18 protein-coding genes are annotated in these 19123 nt (G+C 68.8%); 6 read left to right on the top strand and 12 right to left on the bottom strand.

What is annotated here, in order from left to right; all coding sequences use genetic code 11:
• Positions 1-25: 25 nt before the first annotated feature.
• The 6 genes from FO470_RS04485 to FO470_RS04455 form a co-directional block, all read right to left on the bottom strand.
• Positions 26-3448, bottom strand: a complete 3423-nt coding sequence (locus FO470_RS04485; RefSeq protein ID WP_144341682.1) for an error-prone DNA polymerase — start codon at positions 3446-3448, stop codon at positions 26-28.
• A gap of 154 nt (positions 3449-3602) precedes the next feature.
• On the bottom strand, positions 3603-5150 hold the full coding sequence (locus tag FO470_RS04475) for a Y-family DNA polymerase (RefSeq protein ID WP_246659493.1): 1548 nt from the start codon (positions 5148-5150) through the stop codon (positions 3603-3605).
• A complete protein-coding gene (locus FO470_RS04470) occupies positions 5101-5973 on the bottom strand; it encodes an ImuA family protein (protein ID WP_246659466.1) in 873 nt (290 codons plus the stop codon). Before FO470_RS04470 ends, FO470_RS04475 begins: the two co-directional genes overlap by 50 nt.
• Positions 5974-6042: 69 nt before the next feature.
• Positions 6043-6501 carry a GtrA family protein gene (locus FO470_RS04465; protein WP_144341681.1) on the bottom strand — a complete coding sequence of 153 codons (459 nt, stop codon included), beginning with the start codon at positions 6499-6501 and terminating at the stop codon, positions 6043-6045.
• Positions 6502-6514: 13 nt separating this feature from the next.
• Positions 6515-8269 carry a glycosyltransferase family 39 protein gene (locus tag FO470_RS04460; protein WP_144341680.1) on the bottom strand — a complete coding sequence of 585 codons (1755 nt, stop codon included), beginning with the start codon at positions 8267-8269 and terminating at the stop codon, positions 6515-6517.
• On the bottom strand, positions 8266-9300 hold the full coding sequence (locus tag FO470_RS04455; protein ID WP_144341679.1) for a glycosyltransferase family 2 protein: 1035 nt from the start codon (positions 9298-9300) through the stop codon (positions 8266-8268). The genes FO470_RS04460 and FO470_RS04455 overlap by 4 nt, the downstream gene beginning before the upstream one ends.
• A gap of 135 nt (positions 9301-9435) precedes the next feature.
• Between FO470_RS04455 and FO470_RS04450 the strand changes: the two genes are divergently transcribed.
• Positions 9436-10332, top strand: a complete 897-nt coding sequence (locus tag FO470_RS04450) for a ChbG/HpnK family deacetylase (protein WP_144341678.1) — start codon at positions 9436-9438, stop codon at positions 10330-10332.
• Here FO470_RS04450 and FO470_RS04445 read toward each other — a convergent pair.
• Positions 10315-10758, bottom strand: coding sequence for a DUF983 domain-containing protein (locus FO470_RS04445; protein WP_144341677.1), 444 nt, complete (start codon positions 10756-10758; stop codon positions 10315-10317). The genes FO470_RS04450 and FO470_RS04445 overlap by 18 nt on opposite strands.
• Positions 10759-11108: 350 nt before the next feature.
• Between FO470_RS04445 and FO470_RS04440 the strand changes: the two genes are divergently transcribed.
• On the top strand, positions 11109-11297 hold the full coding sequence (locus FO470_RS04440) for a hypothetical protein (RefSeq protein WP_244616855.1): 189 nt from the start codon (positions 11109-11111) through the stop codon (positions 11295-11297).
• 18 nt (positions 11298-11315) lie between these two features.
• Here FO470_RS04440 and FO470_RS04435 read toward each other — a convergent pair whose 3' ends face one another.
• Complete coding sequence (locus FO470_RS04435) at positions 11316-11978, bottom strand: exopolysaccharide biosynthesis protein (RefSeq protein WP_144341675.1); 663 nt, start codon at positions 11976-11978, stop codon at positions 11316-11318.
• Positions 11979-12092: 114 nt separating this feature from the next.
• Positions 12093-12323, bottom strand: a complete 231-nt coding sequence (locus tag FO470_RS04430) for a hypothetical protein (protein WP_144341674.1) — start codon at positions 12321-12323, stop codon at positions 12093-12095.
• Here FO470_RS04430 and FO470_RS04425 point away from each other — a divergent pair.
• Complete coding sequence (locus FO470_RS04425) at positions 12322-13608, top strand: Hsp70 family protein (RefSeq protein WP_144341673.1); 1287 nt, start codon at positions 12322-12324, stop codon at positions 13606-13608. The genes FO470_RS04430 and FO470_RS04425 overlap by 2 nt on opposite strands.
• Here FO470_RS04425 and FO470_RS04420 read toward each other — a convergent pair.
• Entirely contained in the window at positions 13571-14956 is a 1386-nt protein-coding gene (locus tag FO470_RS04420) for an aldehyde dehydrogenase family protein (RefSeq protein WP_144341672.1), read from the bottom strand. The genes FO470_RS04425 and FO470_RS04420 overlap by 38 nt on opposite strands.
• A 334-nt stretch (positions 14957-15290) precedes the next feature.
• Here FO470_RS04420 and FO470_RS04415 point away from each other — a divergent pair, with 334 nt between their 5' ends.
• Positions 15291-16790, top strand: coding sequence for a sensor domain-containing diguanylate cyclase (locus FO470_RS04415; protein ID WP_144341671.1), 1500 nt, complete (start codon positions 15291-15293; stop codon positions 16788-16790).
• A gap of 6 nt (positions 16791-16796) precedes the next feature.
• Here the strand turns inward: FO470_RS04415 and FO470_RS04410 are convergent, their stop codons facing one another.
• The gene (locus tag FO470_RS04410) at positions 16797-17222 is read right to left on the bottom strand and encodes a VOC family protein (protein WP_144341670.1); all 426 of its coding nucleotides are present in this window, start codon (positions 17220-17222) and stop codon (positions 16797-16799) included.
• Positions 17223-17379: 157 nt separating this feature from the next.
• Between FO470_RS04410 and FO470_RS04405 the strand changes: the two genes are divergently transcribed.
• Positions 17380-18153: a ferredoxin--NADP reductase gene (locus FO470_RS04405; protein ID WP_144341669.1), complete on the top strand. Its 774-nt coding sequence runs from the start codon at positions 17380-17382 to the stop codon at positions 18151-18153.
• 19 nt (positions 18154-18172) lie between these two features.
• Here the strand turns inward: FO470_RS04405 and FO470_RS04400 are convergent, their stop codons facing one another.
• Entirely contained in the window at positions 18173-18499 is a 327-nt protein-coding gene (locus FO470_RS04400; protein WP_144341668.1) for a hypothetical protein, read from the bottom strand.
• Positions 18500-18616: 117 nt separating this feature from the next.
• On the opposite strand from FO470_RS04400, the gene FO470_RS04395 reads away from it, so the two are divergent.
• Positions 18617-19105, top strand: coding sequence for a GNAT family N-acetyltransferase (locus FO470_RS04395; RefSeq protein ID WP_186291828.1), 489 nt, complete (start codon positions 18617-18619; stop codon positions 19103-19105).
• The last annotated feature ends 18 nt before the right edge of the window (positions 19106-19123 follow it).

Raw genomic sequence — 19123 nt, 5'->3', positions numbered from 1 at the left:
CAGGCCGACGGCCCGCCGTCGCTCCTCAGTGAAAGTCGCGGGACTTCGGCAGGATCCGCACCTGCCGCGGATGGCCATGGCCGGATCGGCGGCCCGCCAGCATATGGCCCTCGGCCGGCGGCCTCTCGCGCCCGTCCGGGGCCGGCTCGTGCGACGGGGAAAGATGACGGGCCGACCCGTCGAACAGGCGGGAAAGCTCGGACGTGCGGTCATGCACCCGCTCGCCCATCACATGCACGATGCCTTCCCTGCTCTTCTGCACCCGCCCCTCCACCACGACGAGACGCGCGCCCATCACCTGCGCCCGGTAGCGCTCGAACTGGCGGGTCCACAGCAGCACGTTGACGATCCCGGCCTCGTCCTCCAGCGTCATGAAGATGGCGTTGCCCTTGCCCGGCCGCTGGCGCACCAGCACCACGCCGGCCGTGCGCACATAGGCCCCGTCGCGCAATCTCGCGACATCGGCGCTCGAGGCGATGCCCTCGGCGGCGAAGACCGCCCGCAGCATGCCCATGGGATGGCCCTTCAGCGACAGCCGCGTCGTCTGGTAATCGACCGCGATCTGCTCGGGCAGCGGCATGAGCGGCAGCGCCGCATCGGTATCCTCTCCAAGCTCGCGCGCATCCGCCGCCGCGAAGAGCGGCAGCGGCTCGTCGTTCGGCAACCGCCGCACCGCCCATGCCGCCGCGCGCCGGTCGAGCCCCATCGAGCGGAAGGCATCGGCATCCGCCAGCTTGCGCAAGGCCGCCACCGGCAGGCGGGAGCGGCGGGCGAGGGTCTCGATATCGGCGAAGAAGCCGCCGGCCCGCGCCGCGGCGAGCCGCTCCGACCAGTCCGCGCTGAAGCCGTCGATCTGCCGGAAGCCAAGGCGCAGGGCGAGCGGCACGCCGGGCGCATCGCGCTCCAGCGTGTTGTCGTGGCCGCTGTAGTTGACGTCGGCGCCGCGCACCTCGACGCCATGCTCGCGCGCGTCGCGCACGATCTGCGCCGGAGCGTAGAAGCCCATGGGCTGGGAGTTCAGCAGCGCCGCCGCGAAGACCGCGGGATAGCGGCATTTGATGAAGGCGGAGATGTAGACCAGCTTGGCGAAGGAGGCGGCATGGCTCTCCGGGAAGCCGTATTCGCCGAAGCCCTTGATCTGCTCGAAGCAGCGTTCGGCGAAGGCGCGCTCATAGCCGCGCGCCGCCATGCCGTTGACCAGCTTGTCGCGGAACTGGCCGATGGTGCCGAGGTGGCGGAAGGTCGCCATGGCGCGGCGGAGCTGGTTGGCCTCCACATCGGAAAACTCCGCCGCCGTCATGGCGAGCTGCATCGCCTGTTCCTGGAACAGCGGCACGCCGAGGGTACGCTTGAGCACGCCTTTCAGTTCGTCGGGATCGTAGGGCGGCTTCGGCGAGGGATAGGAGACGGGCTCGCGGCCCTCGCGCCGGCGCAGATAGGGATGCACCATGTTGCCCTGGATCGGGCCGGGACGGACGATGGCCACCTGGATAACGAGGTCGTAAAGCTCGCGCGGCCTCAGGCGCGGCAGCATGTTCATCTGCGCCCGGCTCTCCACCTGGAACACGCCGATGGAATCGCCGCGGCAGAGCATGTCGTAGACATCGCCCTGCTCCTTCGGGATTTCGGCGAGCCCCCAGTCGATTCCCTCGTGCTCCTCCATCAGGTCGAGCGACTTGCGGATGCAGGTGAGCATGCCGAGTGCCAGCACGTCGACCTTGAGCAGGCCGAGCGTGTCGATGTCGTCCTTGTCCCATTCGATGAAGGTGCGGTCCTTCATCGCCGCATTGCCGATGGGCACGGTCTCGTCGAGCCGGTTCTGGGTCAGCACGAAGCCGCCGACATGCTGGGAGAGATGGCGCGGAAAGCCGAGCAGGCGCGCCGCGAAGCCCACCGCCCGCGCGACCGTGGGGTTGGCGGGATCGAGCCCCGCCTCGCGCGTCTGGCTATCCTTGATCTCGCTGCCCCAGCTTCCCCATACCGTGCCGGCGAGGCGGGATGTGACGTCCTCGGTGAGGCCGAGCACCTTGCCGACGTCGCGGAAGGCGCTGCGCGGGCGATAGGAGATCACCGTCGCCACGATGCCGGCGCGATGCCGGCCATAGCGTTCATAGACGTACTGGATCACCTCCTCGCGCCGCTCATGCTCGAAATCGACGTCGATATCAGGCGGCTCGTTGCGTTCACGGGCGATGAAGCGTGAGAACAGCAGATTGCTGGTCGCGGGGTCGACGGCGGTGATGCCGAGCACGTAGCAGACCGCGGAATTGGCCGCCGAGCCGCGGCCCTGACAGAGGATGCGGTTGCGTTCGGCGAAATCGACGATGTCGCGGATGGTGAGGAAATAGGAGGCGTAGCCCAGCTCGTCGATAAGGGCGAGCTCGGTCCTGAGCTGGCTCGCCACCTTGTCGGGGACACCCTCCGGATAGCGGATGGCCGCGCGCTGCCAGGTCAGCTCCTCCAGCCGGCGCTGCGGCGTGTAGCCGGGCGGCACCGGCTCCTCGGGATATTCGTATTTCAGCTCGCCCAGCGAGAAATCGATGCGGGCGAGATAGGCCGCCGTCTCCTCCACCGCCTCCGGCGCATCGCGGAACAGGCGGACCATCTCCTCCGGGGCCTTCAGGTGCCGTTCGGCATTGGCTTCCAGCAGGCGCCCCGCCGTCTCGATGGTGACGCCCTCGCGGATGCAGGTGAGCACGTCCTGAAGATCCCGTTCGTCCGGATGATGGTAGAGCACGTCATTGGTGGCGAGCAGCGGCACGCCGGCCTTTCCGGCCAGCGCCTTCAGGGAGGCGAGGCGGCGGCGGTCGTCCCCCCGGCGCCGCATGGTGGCGCCGAGCCAGAGCGAGCCGGGCGCCGCCTCGTGCAGCCGCGTCAGAACATCATTCAGCTCAATTATATTTTTAGCCGGCAATTCATCTGGCGGGATGAGGATGAGCGAAAGACCGCCGGCATCGGCGAGAAGATCGTCGAGCCTCAGGATGCACTCGCCCTTGGCGCCGCGCAGATTGCCGGCGGTGAGCAGGCGGCAGAGCCGCCCCCAGCCCGCGCGGTCCTGCGCATGGGCCACGATGTCCGGCGTGCCGTCGGCAAAGGCGAGGCGCGCGCCGACCACGAGGGTGAAGGGTGGCAGCTCCGGGCCACGGCCGGCATCGGCCGCCGCCTCGGCCCACTCGCGCAGGAGACGGGTGGCCTCGTCCTCCTCACCCTCTTTCGGCGTCTTTCTCTCCTGCTTCGGCACCGCCCAGAAGCTGGCAAAACGTGCGCCGATATCCTTCAGCGCCGCATAGGCGCGCACCACGCCGGCCACGGTGTTGCGGTCGGCAATGCCGATGCCGGCATGGCCGAGCAGCAGCGCCCGCAGCACCAGACACTCTGCCTTGGACGCACCCCGCAGGAAGGAGAAGTTGGAGGCGGCCACCATCTCCGCGAAGAAGGGCGTGCTCATAGGCGGCTCCTCCACCTCACGCCGTCATCCCCGGGCTTGACCCGGGGATCCACGGCCCGGATCGGTCGCACCGTGACGAAGGCAGGGATGGCCGGGTCAAGCCCGGCCATGATGAAGCCTGGAACCGGCGCTTCGAGAGCATCAGTTGGCCTCCTCATGGAAACAGGCCGTGCAGGAACCAGCGCGGCGTCCCCGGCTCGCGGTCGTAAAGGCCGGCGCGAAACAGCCAGAAGCGTCGCCCTTCGCGATTCTCCACGCGGAAATAATCCCGCGTCGGGGTCCCCTCCGGCCGGCGCCACCATTCGGGCGCGATGCGCTCCGGCCCCTCGGCGCGGGCGACCTCGTGCACCACGCGCCGCCAGCGGAAGCGCAGGGGCGGGCCGTCCGGCACCTCGGCCAACGCCTCGATGGGCTGGGGCGGATCGAACAGGGTCAGCGGTCGCGGCAGCATCTCCGGCATCGGGGGAAGAGGCGGGCCCGCGAGAGCGGCGGCCGGGACCAGCGCGCTGGCGCGGTCGGGGTCATGGGTGTCGCGCTGGAGGAAGCGCAGCACCCGCTCGCGCCCGAGCCGCACGGCGAGCCGGTCGATGAGTGCCGCCACCTCCTCTTCCTCCACGGCGCGCCCGTCGAGGCTGACCTGCGCAGGGGTCAGCGGCTCGGCGCGCAGCACCGCGAGACGCACGAGATCGAAGCCGAAGCCGGGGTCGATGGGATCGGCCAGCGTCTCGATCCGTTCGCGGTACAGCCGGCGCAACGACCGCGCGTCGCGCGAGGGGCGCGCGGTCTCGACCTTCAGGCGCCGTACCGCGCCGTCCGCCCGGAAGAAGGACGCCTCGAAGGCCCGTCCGCCCTCGCCCCGCGCCTCCAGCATCAGGGCGAGATCGTCCACCAGCAGGCCGAGCGTCGCCTCGATATCCTCGACGCGGGCGATCGGCTCGGCGAAGCGCCGCTCGGCGATGCAGGCGGGCAAAGGACGACGCGGCACGATACGCACATCCTCGCGGCCCAGCGCCCGGTCGAGCCGCACCAGCAGATCCTCGCCGAAGCGGGCGGCGAGCGGCGTGCCGGGGCGGGCGGCGAGGTCGCCAATGGTCTTGAGGCCGGCGCGGGAGAGGCCCGTCACCACCTCCTCTCCCACACCGAGCCGGGCGATGGGCAGAACGGCGACGGCCGCCGCCTCGCCGCCCGGCGCGACGATGCCTTCCCGTACGCGGCCCCCGCCGGAGCGGGCGAGGGCCCGGGCGGCATCCGGCGTGCCGGCGACGACGGCGCAGGCGCCGAGGCCGTGGCGCGCGAGATGGGCCAGCAGCCGCTGGCGCATCGCCGCCTCGCCGCCGAACAGATGCGCGCAGCCGGTGATGTCGAGGACCAGCCCGTCGCCTCCGTCGAGCGCGACGAGCGGCGTCCAGCGATCGCAATCGTCCGCGACCTCCTCGAGGAAGGCCGCGTCGGCCGCCGGGTCGTGATCGATCACCGCGAGATCGGGAATGCGGGCACGGGCGTCCGCCAGCGTCAGGCCGGGCGCGAGGCCGCGCCGATGCGCGGCGCGGTCGACGGCGGCGAGGCGCAGCGCATTCTGCGCCTTCTCGACGAAGACGAGCGGCGGCGGCGCCAGCGGGTGCTCCGCCGGCGTGCCCCCGGCCGCCGAGCCGTCAGCCGGCGCGGCGAAGCGCGACGATCTCGCCGCGTTCCGCGCCGGCATTCCCTTGCCGCGCCGCAGCCGTTCCAGCCGGTCGGCCGGCAGGAACGGGAACCACAGCGCGAGGTAGCGGGGCGAGATCGCGGAAGGAACATGCCTCATGGTCCCACTCCAGATTCCAGGTGCCGCCCTCGACCGGCCGTCCACCCTCGCCGCCGCGATGGCGCAGCAAGGTGGCCGTGAAAGCCGGGCTGCCCAGTGCATCGGCCTCCTCCGGCGCGCCGGGCCCGGAGGCCGCCGGCGCCACCCGCCAGCGCGTCGCCACCGCCGTCGGGGCGGGTCGCGCAGCGGCGTGGAGGAGAAAGCTGGTGACGCCGGAGGATGCCGCGCGCAGCGACAGGCGCCGCGTCGCGGTGAGATCGAGCGTCTTCGGCTCGCCCCAGGGCTCGATGACCAGCGCCCCGAGGCCGGGGCAGCGCACCGCGTCGCCCGCCGCGCGCAACACCTCGGCCGCGTCCGGCGCCCGCACCAGGATGAGCCGCGAGGGATCGAGCCCGAGCGAAGCGAGGCCGGGCGCGTCGAGACGGCCAAGCTCGGCCTCCGCGAAGTCCTGCCGCACCCAGAGGATCGGCCGGCGGACATCCGCGCCACCGGCCCGCAGGGCGAGCGCGAGGACGAAGCCGGTGGCGGCCGGCAGATCCGCGCCATGGGCGGCCTGCACCTCGTGCAACGCGCCCCGCGCCAGCCGGACGCCCCCACCTTCCGGCCCGGCGGCGCCGAGAGAGAAGACGGAGGCCGCGCCGGGCAAGCGCTCCGCCTCAAGCCTGGCGAGCATCTGCCTCAGCGCGGCGATATCGCGGACCGTATCCATGATGAGCGCGCTCAAGATTGTTCATGTTTTGTTCTATAGAACGACTCTTTCCGGGCCGAGAGTCAAGCCGGCCGTGCCGCTCCTTCAGGAAACGGGGTGGCGCGCCTCGCGGAAGGTCCACAGGGCATTGCCGCCATAGTGCCAGAGCACCAGCAGGCCGGTCACGGCGATCTGGGCGAGCAGATAGGGCGCGCCCAGCGTCGCCGTGGCCAGCGCCATGAGCAGAGCGTTCAGCACCAGCCCGATGCCGGCGATGACGAAGAACTTCGCCAGCGCCTCGGGGTGCGGCTTGTGCGAGCGGAAGACGATGCGGCGGTTGAGCTGGTAGTTCACCAGCGCGCCGACGAGGAAGCCGGCGGTGGAGCCGGCCACCGGCCCCGCGACGCCGCCCTGCACCAGCCCGATCAGCACCGCGTAATGGGCGAGCGTACCGAGGGCGCCGAGCGCGGCGAACAGCAGGATATGGCGCAGCCGCGCAAGCAGGGCCGCCGGCAGGCGCCCGGCCCGTCGCTCCCCTCCGCCCTGCTGCGCCAGGCTTTCCATGCCGTTCCGCTCCTCAGGGCTTCGCCTTGGCGACCAGCGGCCCCGCATCCTTCAGCGACACCGCCGGCGCGTTGAGATCGAGCCCGTCACTGCCGGGCGGCAGGGGCACTTCAACCGGGGCGCGGTGCATGCGCATGTCCATCACCGAGGCCAGCGGAACGCCCATCCGGCTCACCGTCGCATAAGGCAGGCCGGGCGCCGCATCGCAGCCGATGTTGCGGGAGGTCAGCAGGAAGTCCGCGTCGTCCCATTCCTCGACCATGTCGAAGTTCGGTCCGAGATAGGTGGAGGCCTGAACGTCCTCCGCGCAGACCGAAACCTTGTAGTGCCGGCCGGAACGCCCATCCCGTTCGAGGCCCTGCCGCAAGGCCAGCGCCGCCTCGCGCAGGCTCGTCGACCAGTAGTCGCCTTCGAAGCGCCCCCAGGCGCCGGCCGTGCCGCCGACGAGCTGGTTGTAGCCTACATATTCGTAGGGGTGCAGCCGCAGGAAACCGGCCGCGTTGACGAGGAAGAGCGCCAGCGCCGCCGCCGCGAAGCCACCCCCGACCACGCGCGAGCGCCGCCACAGCGCGCGCCACGCCGCCTGCAGGCCGAGAACGGCCAGGATCGTCACCGGCGGCAGGACGAAGAGGAAATGGCGGATGCCGTTATAGAGCGGCGGATCGTCGAGCAGCGTGAAGACGACCGGCACGGCGACCGCAAACAGCAGCGGCAGATAGCCGAGGATGCGGCGGGGATGGACGAAGGCCGTGCGCGACGCGCGGTGCTCACGGACGAGCCGCACCAGCGCGACCAGCGCCATCGCCAGGGCGGCGGCGAGGCCGAGAAGCGTCACCTCCGGCAGCTTGATGAGCAGATATTCCGACATGTAGGTCGGCGGGATCTGATCGATCGGCACCGCCTTGCCGTTGAACAGCGTGGTGAGATCGAAGGCGAAGTTGTTGAACGCCCCCATGGCCTTGAACAGGTTGGTGGGCGGAAGCATCGACCACGGCCAGCTCGCCGCCATGACCGCGAGCGCGACGAGCCCCGCCACGACGAGCCGCGGCAGCACGCGCAGCGGCAGGCGGATGTCGCGCAGCAGCAGCGTCGCCGTACCGAGCGTCAGCAGCAGGTAAAGCACCGCGAACACGCCGCCGACGCGCAGGCCGAAGGCGCAGCCGATGGAAACCCCGAGCCCGAGCACGCTCCGCCAGCGCGGCGGCGCCGGCAGCTGCACGGCGCAGGCGGTGATGAAGTAGAGGCTCCACACCATCGCCGCCGCGAAGGGCACGTCCTTGGTGTGGGTGAACATCGCCCCGCCATACATGCCGGTGAAGGCGAGCAGCAGCGCGGCGGCGATGCCGGCCTTCTCGCCGCCGAGCAGCCTCGCCAGCCGCCATGCGCCGATCAGCCCGGCGAAGCCGAAGCCCGCCGAGAGAAGATGGCGCCACTCGTAGAGCGGCAGCGGCACATAGGGCTCGAGGCCGGCGGCGATCAGGTCGAACAGGCCGCCATAGAGATAGAGGTTGATGTAGTGGAAGGCCCGGTCGTCGGTGAAGCCGCTCGCATACCAGGCGATGAGCAGCTGGCCATAGGTATGCTGCACCGGCTCGTCATTGCTGATGCCGGAATCGCGGAAGGCGAGGACGATCCACACCGCGACCGCCGCGAAGAGGGCCAGGCTCGCCACCCGCGTGAGAGCGACGGAGCGCCAGCCGCGCGCGACGACGGAGACCGGCCAGGCCGATCCGGCCGGCGCGGGAAAATCGGAACTATCGAGACTCACGAGGAAGGACCGTCCGGCACGAGCGAGTGGGCATGCCGATGATTGCCGGCATGAGCGGAGGGAAGCGTGACAGGGCGCGCGAAACCGATCTCGTCGGCGACGAGATAGAGCGGGCGCGCCTTCACCTCGGTGAAGATGCGCCCGACATATTCGCCGATCACCCCAAGGCTGATGAGCTGGACGCCGGAGACGAACAGCATGCTGACCATGATGGTGGGGAAGCCGGGGGTGCGCACGCCGAACACCAGCACCTCGCCGATGAGGTAGAGGCCGTAGAGGCCGGAAATCCCCGCCAGCGCCACCCCGATCAGCGACCAGACGCGCAGCGGCACCATGGAGAAGGAGGACAGCCCGTCGATCGCGTAGCGCAGCAGGCGCAGCGTCGAGAAGGAGGAGACCCCGCCGGCGCGCTCGGCCACCTCGAACTCGACCTCCTCCTGGCGGAAACCGACCCAGCTGGTGATACCCTTCATGAAGCGGTTACGCTCGGGAAGGGCATTGATCGCGTCCACCACACGGCGGTCGAACAGGCGGAAATCGCCGGCACCTTCGGGGATCTCGACTTCGCAGAGGGCGTGGAAGAAATGGTAGAAGCCGCGCGTGAACAGCCGCCTTCCCAACGGATCGGTGCGGCGCGAGCGACGCACCGCGATCACCATCTGGGCGCCGCCTTCCCACCGCTCGATCATCTGCGGGATGACCTCCGGGGGATGCTGGAGATCGGAATCCATCAGCACGACGATATCGCCCACCGCGGCGCGCAGGCCGGCGGCCATGGCCGATTCCTTGCCGAAATTGCGGGCGAAGCGCAGCGCCTTCACCGCCGGATCGCGGCGGCCGAGCTCGGCCAGCAGGTCGAAGCTGCCATCGCGGCTGCCGTCGTCGACGAAGATGAACTCCCGCTGCATGTCGGGATAGCTGTCGAGCACAGCACAGAGGCGCGCGTGCAGCGCTTCGAGGCACCGCGCCTCGTTATAGACGGGGACGACAACCGAAATCAGCCGGGGCGACCTTAGGGAAGAGATCGTCATGATGTTGGGCCGGTTTTACTTTGTGCTCGCCGGAACTTCCGGCCGCTGCCAAATTTCCGCGACAGTTTTCGGCTTTCCTGAAGCCCATGATCACATATTCTGTGATTGTGATTTTTGTTTGGCTGCCCAGTACAGATGAACGACAACCTGAAAGCGGTAGTAATCTGCGCCGACGACTATGGCCTCAGCATGGGCGTGTGCGACGCGATCGAAACCCTGATCGAGCGCGGCCGGCTCTCGGCGACGGGCGCGATGACCGGATTGCCGTCCTGGCGGCATCGGGCGGAAGGGCTCCGGGCGCTCGTGCGCACGCATCCCGCCGATATCGGGCTACACTTCACGCTCACCGGCCAGAGCCCCCTGTCGCCGGCGCGAGGCCTCGCGCGGGACGGCAAGCTGCCGGAGATCGGCCCTCTCATCCTGCGCGCCTTCGCGCGCGCCCTGCCGCTCGCGGCGATACGCGACGAGCTGCGCGCCCAGCTCGACGCTTTCGAGGACATATGGGACGGGCCGCCGGATTTCCTCGACGGCCACCAGCACGCCCATGCGCTGCCCGGCATATGCGAGATCGTCACGGAGGAACTGTCGGCGCGCTATGCGGGTCGCCTGCCCTGGCTGCGCAACTGCACCGAGCCGTTCGCCTGGGCGCGGCGGCGCCGGATCGGCTGGCGCAAGGCGGCGATCATCGGCCGTCTCGCCGCCGGGGCGGGAACGGCCGCCATCCGCGCCGGCTTCGCCGTCAACGACAGCTTTCGCGGGCTTTACGACTTCACGCCCGAGCCGCCCTATCGCGAGGTCTTCCGCGCCGCTCTCGCGGGTCCGGGAACGCGCATCCTCGTGCACTGCCATCCCGGCATCGTCGACGAAGAGCTGCGCCGGCTCGATCCGCTGCTGGAACCGCGAGAGCGCGAACTGGACTATCTGGCATCGACGGCATGCGGCGAGGACCTGCTCGCCGCCGGCATAAGAGCGGCCCGCTTCCACGAAACCGGTGCGCCGCAGGAAACGGAAGCGTCAGCCCTGCGGGGGTGAGCCCGGCGCGGGCGCCGGATCGCTGGAGGTGACGAGCCGTCCCTCCTCCGCCTTGTGGTAATACTGGCTCGCGACCAGCCACCCCTTGAGCGGCCGCAATGGCGGCACGCAGGTGAGCAGCATCACCGGCAGCGTGGTGACGAGGTGCACCCAGTAGGGCGCCTGGAAGGCGACCTCGATCCAGAGGCCGAATATCACCGACGGCACGCATCCGAAGCAGATGACGAAGAAGGCTGGACCATCGGCCGGATCGGCGAAGGAATAATCGAGGCCGCACACCTCGCAGCGCGGCGCCAGCGTCAGGAAGCCCTTGAACAGCTTGCCCTGGCCGCAGCGCGGGCAACAGGCCCGCATGCCGCACTCGAAGGGCGACAGCTTCGGATAGGACGAGGACGCGGCCGGATCGGACGGGCTGCGGGCAAGCATGGCGAGAACCTCCTGCACGCGCCAGAACGGAAGCCGCCCGCGCGATGCAATCAATAAGTAGGAATGAAAGCATTCAATGTCAATACAATAACAAATTGACTGTATATTGAATGCATTCAATTCGAGAGCGCTTTTCGCAGCCTTCCTTCTACAAGCTTTACCGGAACGGAGTGTTTGCGGGTGGCCCTTGCGACCTTGTGTCCTTGCGCCCCGGCACACGCCGCCACCGGCAGCGCAGACGGCAGCGGGAGGATCGCGTTAACCAATTCCGGGCATCGTTCTGGACATTGCCCGAGGCGATTCGCCGAACCCGAGTCCTGAGCCGTATGAGTAATGTAATACCGTTTCCTGTGCGCGTTGCCGAACCCGAGTCGGAGTTCGAGTACGATATCGACATCTTCACCGCCGTGGATGTCGCCATCCGGGACCTGCGCGACCTCGCCCAGCGGCTGCGCGGCGACGTCAGCGGCCAGGAGCAGGCGCAGGAATGCCTCGACATGCTCACGCGCGCGCTGGAGAACGCCCGCGCCCTTGCCTGATCGGGCGCGCCTGCATGGCTAGCCCAGCAGGCTCCTGAGCAGGAACAGCCCCGCCTTCACGAAGGCCCACACCACGCCGGACACCACGCCGAGCGAGGCGATGGCAAGCGCCATGCCGACGAGGATCCACACCCCGTCGCGCTCCAGAATGCCCAGCGCCAGGATGCAGATGGCGAGCGCGGGCAGCATGTTGCCGAGCGGAATCGGCAGCACCAGCACGACCGCCAGCACGAAGCACATCAGCCCGACGACGTATTCGGCCGGCGGATGTGCCAGCCCGCCGAGGCGCGGGCGCAGCAGCCGCTCCGCCTTGGCGAGCCAGGGCGTTGCCTTGGCGACGAAGGCGGCGAAGTCCTTCCGCGCGATCGAGCGGCGGGCGATGATCGGAGGCAGCCAGGGGCGCCGGCCCAGCGCCAGCTGCGCCGCCAGGAACACCAGCGGCGCCCCGAGCACGGAGGACGTGCCGGGCGGGGTCGGCAGGACGTTGGGCAGCGCGAAGACCAGCATCAGCGGGCCGAAAGCCCGCTCCTGCATCGCCTTCAGCAGATCGCCGACCGCGATACGGTCGCGCGTCGTGTCCCCGGCGATGCGGGTGAGCACCTCCGACAGCCGCAGCGTGTCGTCCAGCGGACCGGCCTGATCGGGCTCGGCGCTCTTGTCGGTCGGCGGATGTGACAGCACGGCGGGCGACACTCCTCCCGGGGACGTCTTCATGAGGGGCCCGCGTGGGGCCCCTACCCCTCAGATAGGAGCCGAGTGTGACATTGGCCAGAAACCCGCCGGCCGCATCGCCTGTCAGGTCCAGCTGAACAGGAAGGCGCCGACCGCCAGCAGCGTGATCACCACAACGGCAATCGAATGCTTCATCGTCCAGTTGTGCATCGTCACGGTGTCACTCCTCCCTGCTGAGATACCAGCTGTGGCGCCTTGCGCGCGCGGCGTCAACACAGCGTCGTCACCACGATGCGGATTGATGCGGCGGGCCGAACCCATTAACAAGGCGCCCTTTTGTGGGAGCTTCGCCATGGCGTTCTGCGGCCTCGATTTCGGTACGTCCAACACCACCCTCGCCTTCTGGCGCCACGAGGCGCCCGAACTGGCGGCGCTGGAGGACGGCAAGGTCACGGTGCCCAGCGCCGTGTTCTACGACCGGCAGGGCCAGCTCACCATCGGCCGCGCCGCCATGGCGCGCTATGTCGGCGGCGAGGACGGACGTCTGATGCGCAGCCTCAAGGCGGTGCTCGGCAGCGCGCTGATCGAGGAAAAGACCCAGATCGGCCGGCGCGCCATCGGCTTTCGCGACGTCATCGCCGACTATCTGCGCACCGTGAAGGCGCGCGCCGAGGCCAGCGCGGGCGAGGCGCTCGACAGCGTCGTGCTGGGCCGTCCGGTCTTCTTCGTCGACGACGACGCGGCGGCCAACCGCAAGGCCGAGGAAACGCTGCGCACCATCGCCGCCGACATCGGCTTCCGCGCGGTCTCGACCCAGTTCGAGCCCATCGCCGCCGCGCTGGACTACGAGCGGCAGGTACGCGGCGAGGAGATCGCACTGATCGCCGACATCGGCGGCGGCACCTCGGACTTCTCCATCGTCCGCCTCGGCCCGGCACGCCGGGCGCGCGCCGACCGCGCTGGCGACATCCTCGCCAATGACGGCGTACGAATCGGCGGCACGGATTTCGACCGTCATCTCAGCCTCGGCACGCTGATGCCGCTGCTGGGCTTCCGCAGCCCGATGAAGCGTCCCGGCCGGGACGTGCCGAGCGGCTATTTCCACGAGCTGGCCACCTGGTCCAGCATCAACCGGCTCTATTCCTCGAAGACGGTGCGCGAGCTGCACGAGGTCCGCCGCGAGGCCGCGAGGCCGGAACTGGTCGAGCGGTTGATCCGGGTGATCGAGGAGCAGCGCGGCCACACGCTGGCGATGGAGGCCGAGGCGGCCAAGATCGCCCTCGCCGACGTTTCGCGCGCGGATGTCGCCCTCGGCTGGCTGGAGGCCGGGCTTTCGGTCGGCATCACGCCGGAGGAGCTGGTGACGCACACCCATGTGCTCGCCGGACGCATCGCCGCGCGCGTGGCCCTCTGCCTCGAACAGGCCGGACTGACGGCCGGCGACATCGATGCGCTGTTCCTCACCGGCGGCTCGACGCGCCTCGCCCATGTGCGGGCGGCGATCCTCGCCACGCTCCCGCAGGCGCGGGTGGTGGACGGCGACACCTTCGGCTCGGTCGGCACCGGCCTCGCCATCGAGGCCGCCCGCCGCTACGGCGATCTCAGCCGTAGCGCAGATGGAAGGACTTCGGCCGCGTAAGCATCTCGAAGCCGATGCGCGAGAGCGAGGCGCCGCGCCCGGTATCCTTCACGCCGGTCCAGGCGAGGCCGGGATCGAGATAGTCGCAACGGTTCATGAAGACCGTGCCGGTCTCGATCTCGTTGCCCAGTTCCTCAGCCGTGTCGAGATCGGCGGTCCAGATCGAGGCGGTCAGCCCGTAGACGCTGTCGTTCATCAGCGCCAGCGCCTCGGCGTCGTCCTTTACCTTCATGATGCCGACGACCGGCCCGAAGCTCTCCTCGGTCATCACCGACATGGAATGGTCGACGCCGGTGAGCACCTGCGGGGCGAGGTAGGGCGTTCCCTCGCGATTGGCCGGGAAGGCGGCGGGGTCGATATGCGCGGTCGCGCCCCTGGCAAGCGCCTGCGCCGTCTGCCGGCGGATGAGATCGGCGAAGCGGCCCTGCGCCATCGGCCCGAGCGTCGTCGCCTCGTCGAGCGGATTGCCCAGCACATAGCGCCCGGTCAGCTCCACGAAGCCGTCGACGAAGCGGTCATAGAGGCTCTCATGCACGTAGATCCGCTCGACGCCGCAGCAGCACTGGCCGGAATTGTAGAAAGCGCCGTCGACGAGGTTCTCCACCGCGAAGTCGAGATCGGCGTCGGCGCGCACATAGGCGGGATCCTTGCCGCCCAGTTCCAGCCCCAGCGGAGTGAAGGTGCCCGCCGCCGCGCGCTCGATGGCCCGTCCACCTTCCACCGAGCCGGTGAAGTTGACGAAGTCCACCGCCCCCGAGCCGATCAGCCGCGAGGTCTGGTCGTGGGTGAGGACGAGATTGGCGAACAGCCCGTTCGGCAGGCCGGCATGGTCCATCGCCATCTGGAAGCGCTCGCCGACGAGGATGGTCTGGGCGGCATGCTTGAGCAACACGGCGTTGCCGGCGATCAGCGCCGGCGCGATGGTGTTCACCGCCGTGAGATAGGGGTAGTTCCACGGCGCCACGACCAGCACGAGGCCGAGCGGATCGCGCTTGATGTAGCGGCGGAAGCCGGCGCGCTCGTCATGCGGCACCACTGGCGCGAGCGCGTCCTCCGCCATCCCGGCGACATAGCGCACCCGCTCCTCGAAGCCGCGAAACTCGCCGCCATAGCGGACCGGACGCCCCATCTGCTGGGCGAGCTCCGGCACGATCTCCTGGTTCATCGCCAGCATCGCGTCGAGGAAGCGCAGCACATGGGCGGAACGCTCGGCGATGGGCACTTTGCGCCACTCGCGCTGGGCCGCGCGCGCCACCGCCACCGCCTGCGCCACGGCCGCATCGGCAGCGGCCGGGCGGCGGACGAGTTCGGAACCGTCGATCGGGGAGATACAGACAATATCGCTCATGGACACACCGGAACGGCGAGCGCCGCTGCGGGCGCCGGGAGAGAGGAGCATATGCTCTACGGAGAATACACCCCGCCTTGGGCGCGTCCACGTCGGCCGTCGTCCGGGCCCCGCGCGGCCCCATGCCCCGGCATGCCGAGGCGGATTGCCGGATCTGACGCCGATGGTGCAGTTTGCCGGCCTCGCGAATCTCCCGTAACCTATACCGGAGATTGGATTGAACGGCATTATTCTACCGTAGGTGCGTCAAAGCTGCCCAACTTCCGCCCCTTGTGCCGCCTTTATCCTCCTGCAGCTGCGTATCTATCCATGAGCAGAGTCGGTGCACTCCACCATGAAGCCGATTAAGCCGGGCATACCCGAGCGCCAGGACGAGGTGGTCGTGCCGTCGGTCGTCGACGAGAACGCCGAAATGTTCGAGCTGGCTCCGATCTCGCTCTGGCTGGAGGATTTCAGCGCCGTGAAGGCGCTGTTCGAGCAATGGCGCGCCGACGGCGTCACCTCGTTGCGCGATCATCTGCGCGGGCGGCCGGAGCTTGTCGCGGAGTGCTCCAGTCGCATCAAGGTGCTGAAGGTCAACCGGCGCACCCTGTCCCTGTTCGAAGCCAACGACCTCGACCACCTCGTCGGAAATCTCGACAAGGTGTTCCGTGGCGACATGCTGAAGACCCATATCGAGGAGCTGGCGCAGCTCTGGGACGGCTACACCAGCTTCGCCAGCCAGGCCGTCAATTACACGCTGACCGGCCAGCGGCTCGACATCCAGCTCAAGGGCATCGTGCAGCCCGGCCATGAGGAGACGCTGGAGCGCGTGCTGCTCTCGGCCGAGGACGTGACGGAGCGAGAGACGGCGCGCCGGCAGGCGGCGCGTGCGGAGGAATACGCCCAGGGCCTGTTCCAGCACTCGCCGGTCTCGCTGTGGGTCGAGGACTTCTCCACCATCAAGCAGTTGATGGACGACGTGCGCCTGCGCGGCATCGAGGACTTCCGGGTGTTCACCGACGTGCACCCGGAATTCGTGCAGCGCTGCATCAGCGAGATCCGCATCATCGACGTCAACCGGCACACGCTGGAGATGTTCGGGGCGACCAGCAAGAAGGAGCTGATCCTCAACGCCGCCGGGATCTTCCGCGAGGACATGCAACGCCATTTCCGCGAGCAGCTCATCGACCTCTGGAACGGCAAGCTGTTCCACACGCGCGAGGTGGTGAACTACACGCTCGGCGGCGACATGCTGCATGTGCACCTGCAGTTCTCGGTGCTGCCGGGCCACGAGCACGACTGGTCGCTGGTGCAGGTGGCGCTGACCGACATCACCGCGCGCAAGAAGGCCGAGGCCTATCTCGAATATCTCGGCAAGCACGACGTGCTCACCAAGCTCTACAACCGCTCCTTCTACGTGGACGAGATGAACCGGCTGGAACGCCGGGGCCCGTTCCCGGTGACGGTCATCATGATCGATCTGAACGACCTCAAGCAGGTCAACGACCAGCTCGGCCACGCCGCCGGCGACACGCTGCTGCGCCGGGCCGGCGAGGTGCTGGCGAAGGCGATCGACCATCCGAACTGTGCCGCCCGCATCGGCGGCGACGAGTTCGCCGTGCTGCTTCCCGGCGTCGACGAGGATGGCGGGCTCGCGGTGATGCAAGGCATCGAGGAACTGGTGACCCTCAACAACCAGTTCTATTCCGCCTCGACGCTCAGCCTCTCGATCGGCATGGCGACCAGCACGCCCGGCGAGCGGCTGGAAGGGGTGGTGAAGCGCGCGGATGCGATGATGTACGAGGCCAAGCGCAACAGCGACCTCCGCCGGGCGGCCTCCGCCGGGCGCTGAGCCGTCTCAGCCGCCGGCGCGGACGGTCAGGTTCTCCAGCTCCGCCAGATGCACGAAGCAGAGCTTGTTGCCCTCGGGGTCGCGGCCGTAAGCGCCGTAATAGTCGGCGGCATAGTTGGGCCTGAGGCCCGGTGCCCCCTCGTCGGTGCCGCCATGCTCCACGAGCGCGCGCCAGGCCGCGTCCACCGCCGCCGGCGAGGGGGCGGCGAAGCTGACCTGCGTGCCGTTGCCCCAGGTGGCCGGCAGCCCGTTGAAGGGCAGCTGCACGTAGAACTGCGGCCAGGCGCCCCCCGGCATGACCCACATGGAACCGGGCGGGCCGCCGTCATCCTCCGCATCGACCCGGAGGAGGCCGAGGGGCGCCAGCACGGCGTCGTAGAAGGCGGTGAGCCGCGCCAGATCGCGGGCGCCGAGTATGATGTGGCTGAACATGAGGCACTTTCCTGCCGTGGCGCGCTATCCTGCCGCGGTGGCGCGGGAATTTCGAGTGCCCGGCGCCTCGACAGCGGCGCGGTTGCGCAGTAAACCCGATCCAGATAATCACAACGGACTTCCGGGTTGCGGAAGTTTTCACTTAGACGGTTTGTAAATGAGCAACCTGCATCACGAGCGCGTTTTGTCCGTGCACCACTGGACGGACAACCTGTTCACCTTCACCACGACGCGCGATCCGGCTCTGCGCTTCAAGAACGGACAGTTCGTGATGATCGGCCTCCCCGTCGACGGCAAGCCGCTGTTGCGCGCCTATTCGATCGCCAGCGCCAATTACGAGGAGACGCTGGAGTTCTTCTCCATCAAGGTCCAGAATGGCCCGCTCACCTCGCGCCTGCAGCACCTCAAGGTCGGCGACGAGGTGATCGTCGGCCGCAAGCCGACCGGGACGCTGCTGGTCGACTATCTGGTGCCCGGCCGCCGGCTCTACCTGCTCTCCACCGGCACGGGCCTCGCGCCCTTCATGAGCCTCATCAAGGACCCGGAGACCTACGAGACCTACGAGAAGGTCATCCTCGTCCATGGCGTGCGCACCGTGGCGGAGCTCGCCTATCAGGACTTCATCACCCGCGAACTGCCGGAGAACGAGTATTTCGGCGAGCTGGTGCGGGAGAAGCTGATCTACTACCCCACGGTGACACGCGAGCCCTACCGCAACCAGGGCCGCATCACCGACCTGATCACCTCGGGCAAGCTGTTCGAGGAACTCGGCCTGCCGCCGCTCGACAAGGAAGACGACCGCGTCATGCTGTGCGGCAGCCCGCAGCTGCTCGACGACATGCGCGTCATCCTCAAGGATCGCGGCTTCGAGGAGGGCTCGACCACGGAGCCGGGCGACTTCGTGATCGAGAAAGCCTTCGTCGAGAAGTGAACGAGGAAGCGGCCGGGCCTCAGCGCAGTCGCCGGTCCGAATCCCAGCGTTCCTCGTCCTCGCGCCGGGCATCGGCGCGGGCGGCCTCTTCCGGCGAGAGCACGCGGTATTCGGCCTCGATGATGGTCGGGCCGCCGGCGGCGCCGTTCGGCTTGCGACCGCCGAACAGGCGATAGGCGAGGCCGGCGATGACGACGATGGGAAAGACCACGAGGAACACGCTGGCCGCCACCAGGGCCAGCGCGGTGCCGACCGCGAGGGCCACGGCGATGACGATCGCCACCTGCCACCAGCTCACCCGCTTGACGGTGAAACGCATTCGATCGAACGGATCGGTCGAGCTCATCCTTAAGGTCTTTCCTCCAAGAGCGGTCGCCCCACGGACATTCGATATGGGGACGAGGAGAGCCGGCGCCAACGGCAGGCGTGGAATTTCCCTCCCATTGCGCATAGGCTCGGCATCATGATGCTACGCGACGCCGTGGAAGCCGACCTGCCCGGCATCCTCGCCATCTACAATCACGCGGTGCTGAACTCGACGGCGATCTGGAACGATACGCCGACCGATCTCGCCAACCGTCTCGCCTGGCTGCGCGACCGGCGGGACAAGTCCTATCCGGTGATCGTCGCCGAGGAGAATGGCGAGGTGCTGGGCTATGCCAGCTTCGGCGATTTCCGTCCCTTCGACGGCTTCCGCATCAGCGTCGAGCATTCGGTCTATGTCGCCGAAGCCGCGCGCGGGCGCGGCATCGGCCGGCGGCTCGTGGAGAGCCTGTTCGACCCCGCGCGCGCCATCGGCAAGAAGGTGATGATCGGCGGCATCACCGGCGGCAACGCCGCCTCGCTGGCGCTGCACGCCGCGCTCGGCTTCGTCGAGACCGGCCACATGCCGGGCATCGGCATCAAGTTCGGCCAGCGGCTCGATCTGGTGCTGGTGCAGAAGGAACTCTAGGCGCCGGGCCTACGGATC

The organism is Ancylobacter moscoviensis, assembly GCF_007559435.1.
GTDB classification, from domain to species: Bacteria; Pseudomonadota; Alphaproteobacteria; order Rhizobiales; family Xanthobacteraceae; genus Ancylobacter; species Ancylobacter moscoviensis.
The sequence above is the reverse complement of the archived record's forward strand: the minus strand, read 5'-3'. Positions and strand labels throughout refer to the sequence as shown.

Excerpts from the sequence above, each read along its gene's own strand:
- FO470_RS04450 (WP_144341678.1), top strand. The coding sequence starts at position 9,436 with ATGAACGACAACCTGAAAGCGGTAGTAATCTGCGCCGACGACTATGGC.
- FO470_RS04465 (WP_144341681.1), bottom strand. The coding sequence starts at position 6,501 with ATGGAAAGCCTGGCGCAGCAGGGCGGAGGGGAGCGACGGGCCGGGCGC.
- FO470_RS04425 (WP_144341673.1), top strand. The coding sequence starts at position 12,322 with ATGGCGTTCTGCGGCCTCGATTTCGGTACGTCCAACACCACCCTCGCC.
- FO470_RS04405 (WP_144341669.1), top strand. The coding sequence starts at position 17,380 with ATGAGCAACCTGCATCACGAGCGCGTTTTGTCCGTGCACCACTGGACG.
- FO470_RS04430 (WP_144341674.1), bottom strand. The coding sequence starts at position 12,323 with ATGGCGAAGCTCCCACAAAAGGGCGCCTTGTTAATGGGTTCGGCCCGC.
- FO470_RS04420 (WP_144341672.1), bottom strand. The coding sequence starts at position 14,956 with ATGAGCGATATTGTCTGTATCTCCCCGATCGACGGTTCCGAACTCGTC.
- FO470_RS04485 (WP_144341682.1), bottom strand. The coding sequence starts at position 3,448 with ATGAGCACGCCCTTCTTCGCGGAGATGGTGGCCGCCTCCAACTTCTCC.
- FO470_RS04445 (WP_144341677.1), bottom strand. The coding sequence starts at position 10,758 with ATGCTTGCCCGCAGCCCGTCCGATCCGGCCGCGTCCTCGTCCTATCCG.
- FO470_RS04410 (WP_144341670.1), bottom strand. The coding sequence starts at position 17,222 with ATGTTCAGCCACATCATACTCGGCGCCCGCGATCTGGCGCGGCTCACC.
- FO470_RS04400 (WP_144341668.1), bottom strand. The coding sequence starts at position 18,499 with ATGAGCTCGACCGATCCGTTCGATCGAATGCGTTTCACCGTCAAGCGG.
- FO470_RS04475 (WP_246659493.1), bottom strand. The coding sequence starts at position 5,150 with ATGCCGGCGCGGAACGCGGCGAGATCGTCGCGCTTCGCCGCGCCGGCT.
- FO470_RS04415 (WP_144341671.1), top strand. The coding sequence starts at position 15,291 with ATGAAGCCGATTAAGCCGGGCATACCCGAGCGCCAGGACGAGGTGGTC.
- FO470_RS04455 (WP_144341679.1), bottom strand. The coding sequence starts at position 9,300 with ATGACGATCTCTTCCCTAAGGTCGCCCCGGCTGATTTCGGTTGTCGTC.
- FO470_RS04395 (WP_186291828.1), top strand. The coding sequence starts at position 18,617 with ATGATGCTACGCGACGCCGTGGAAGCCGACCTGCCCGGCATCCTCGCC.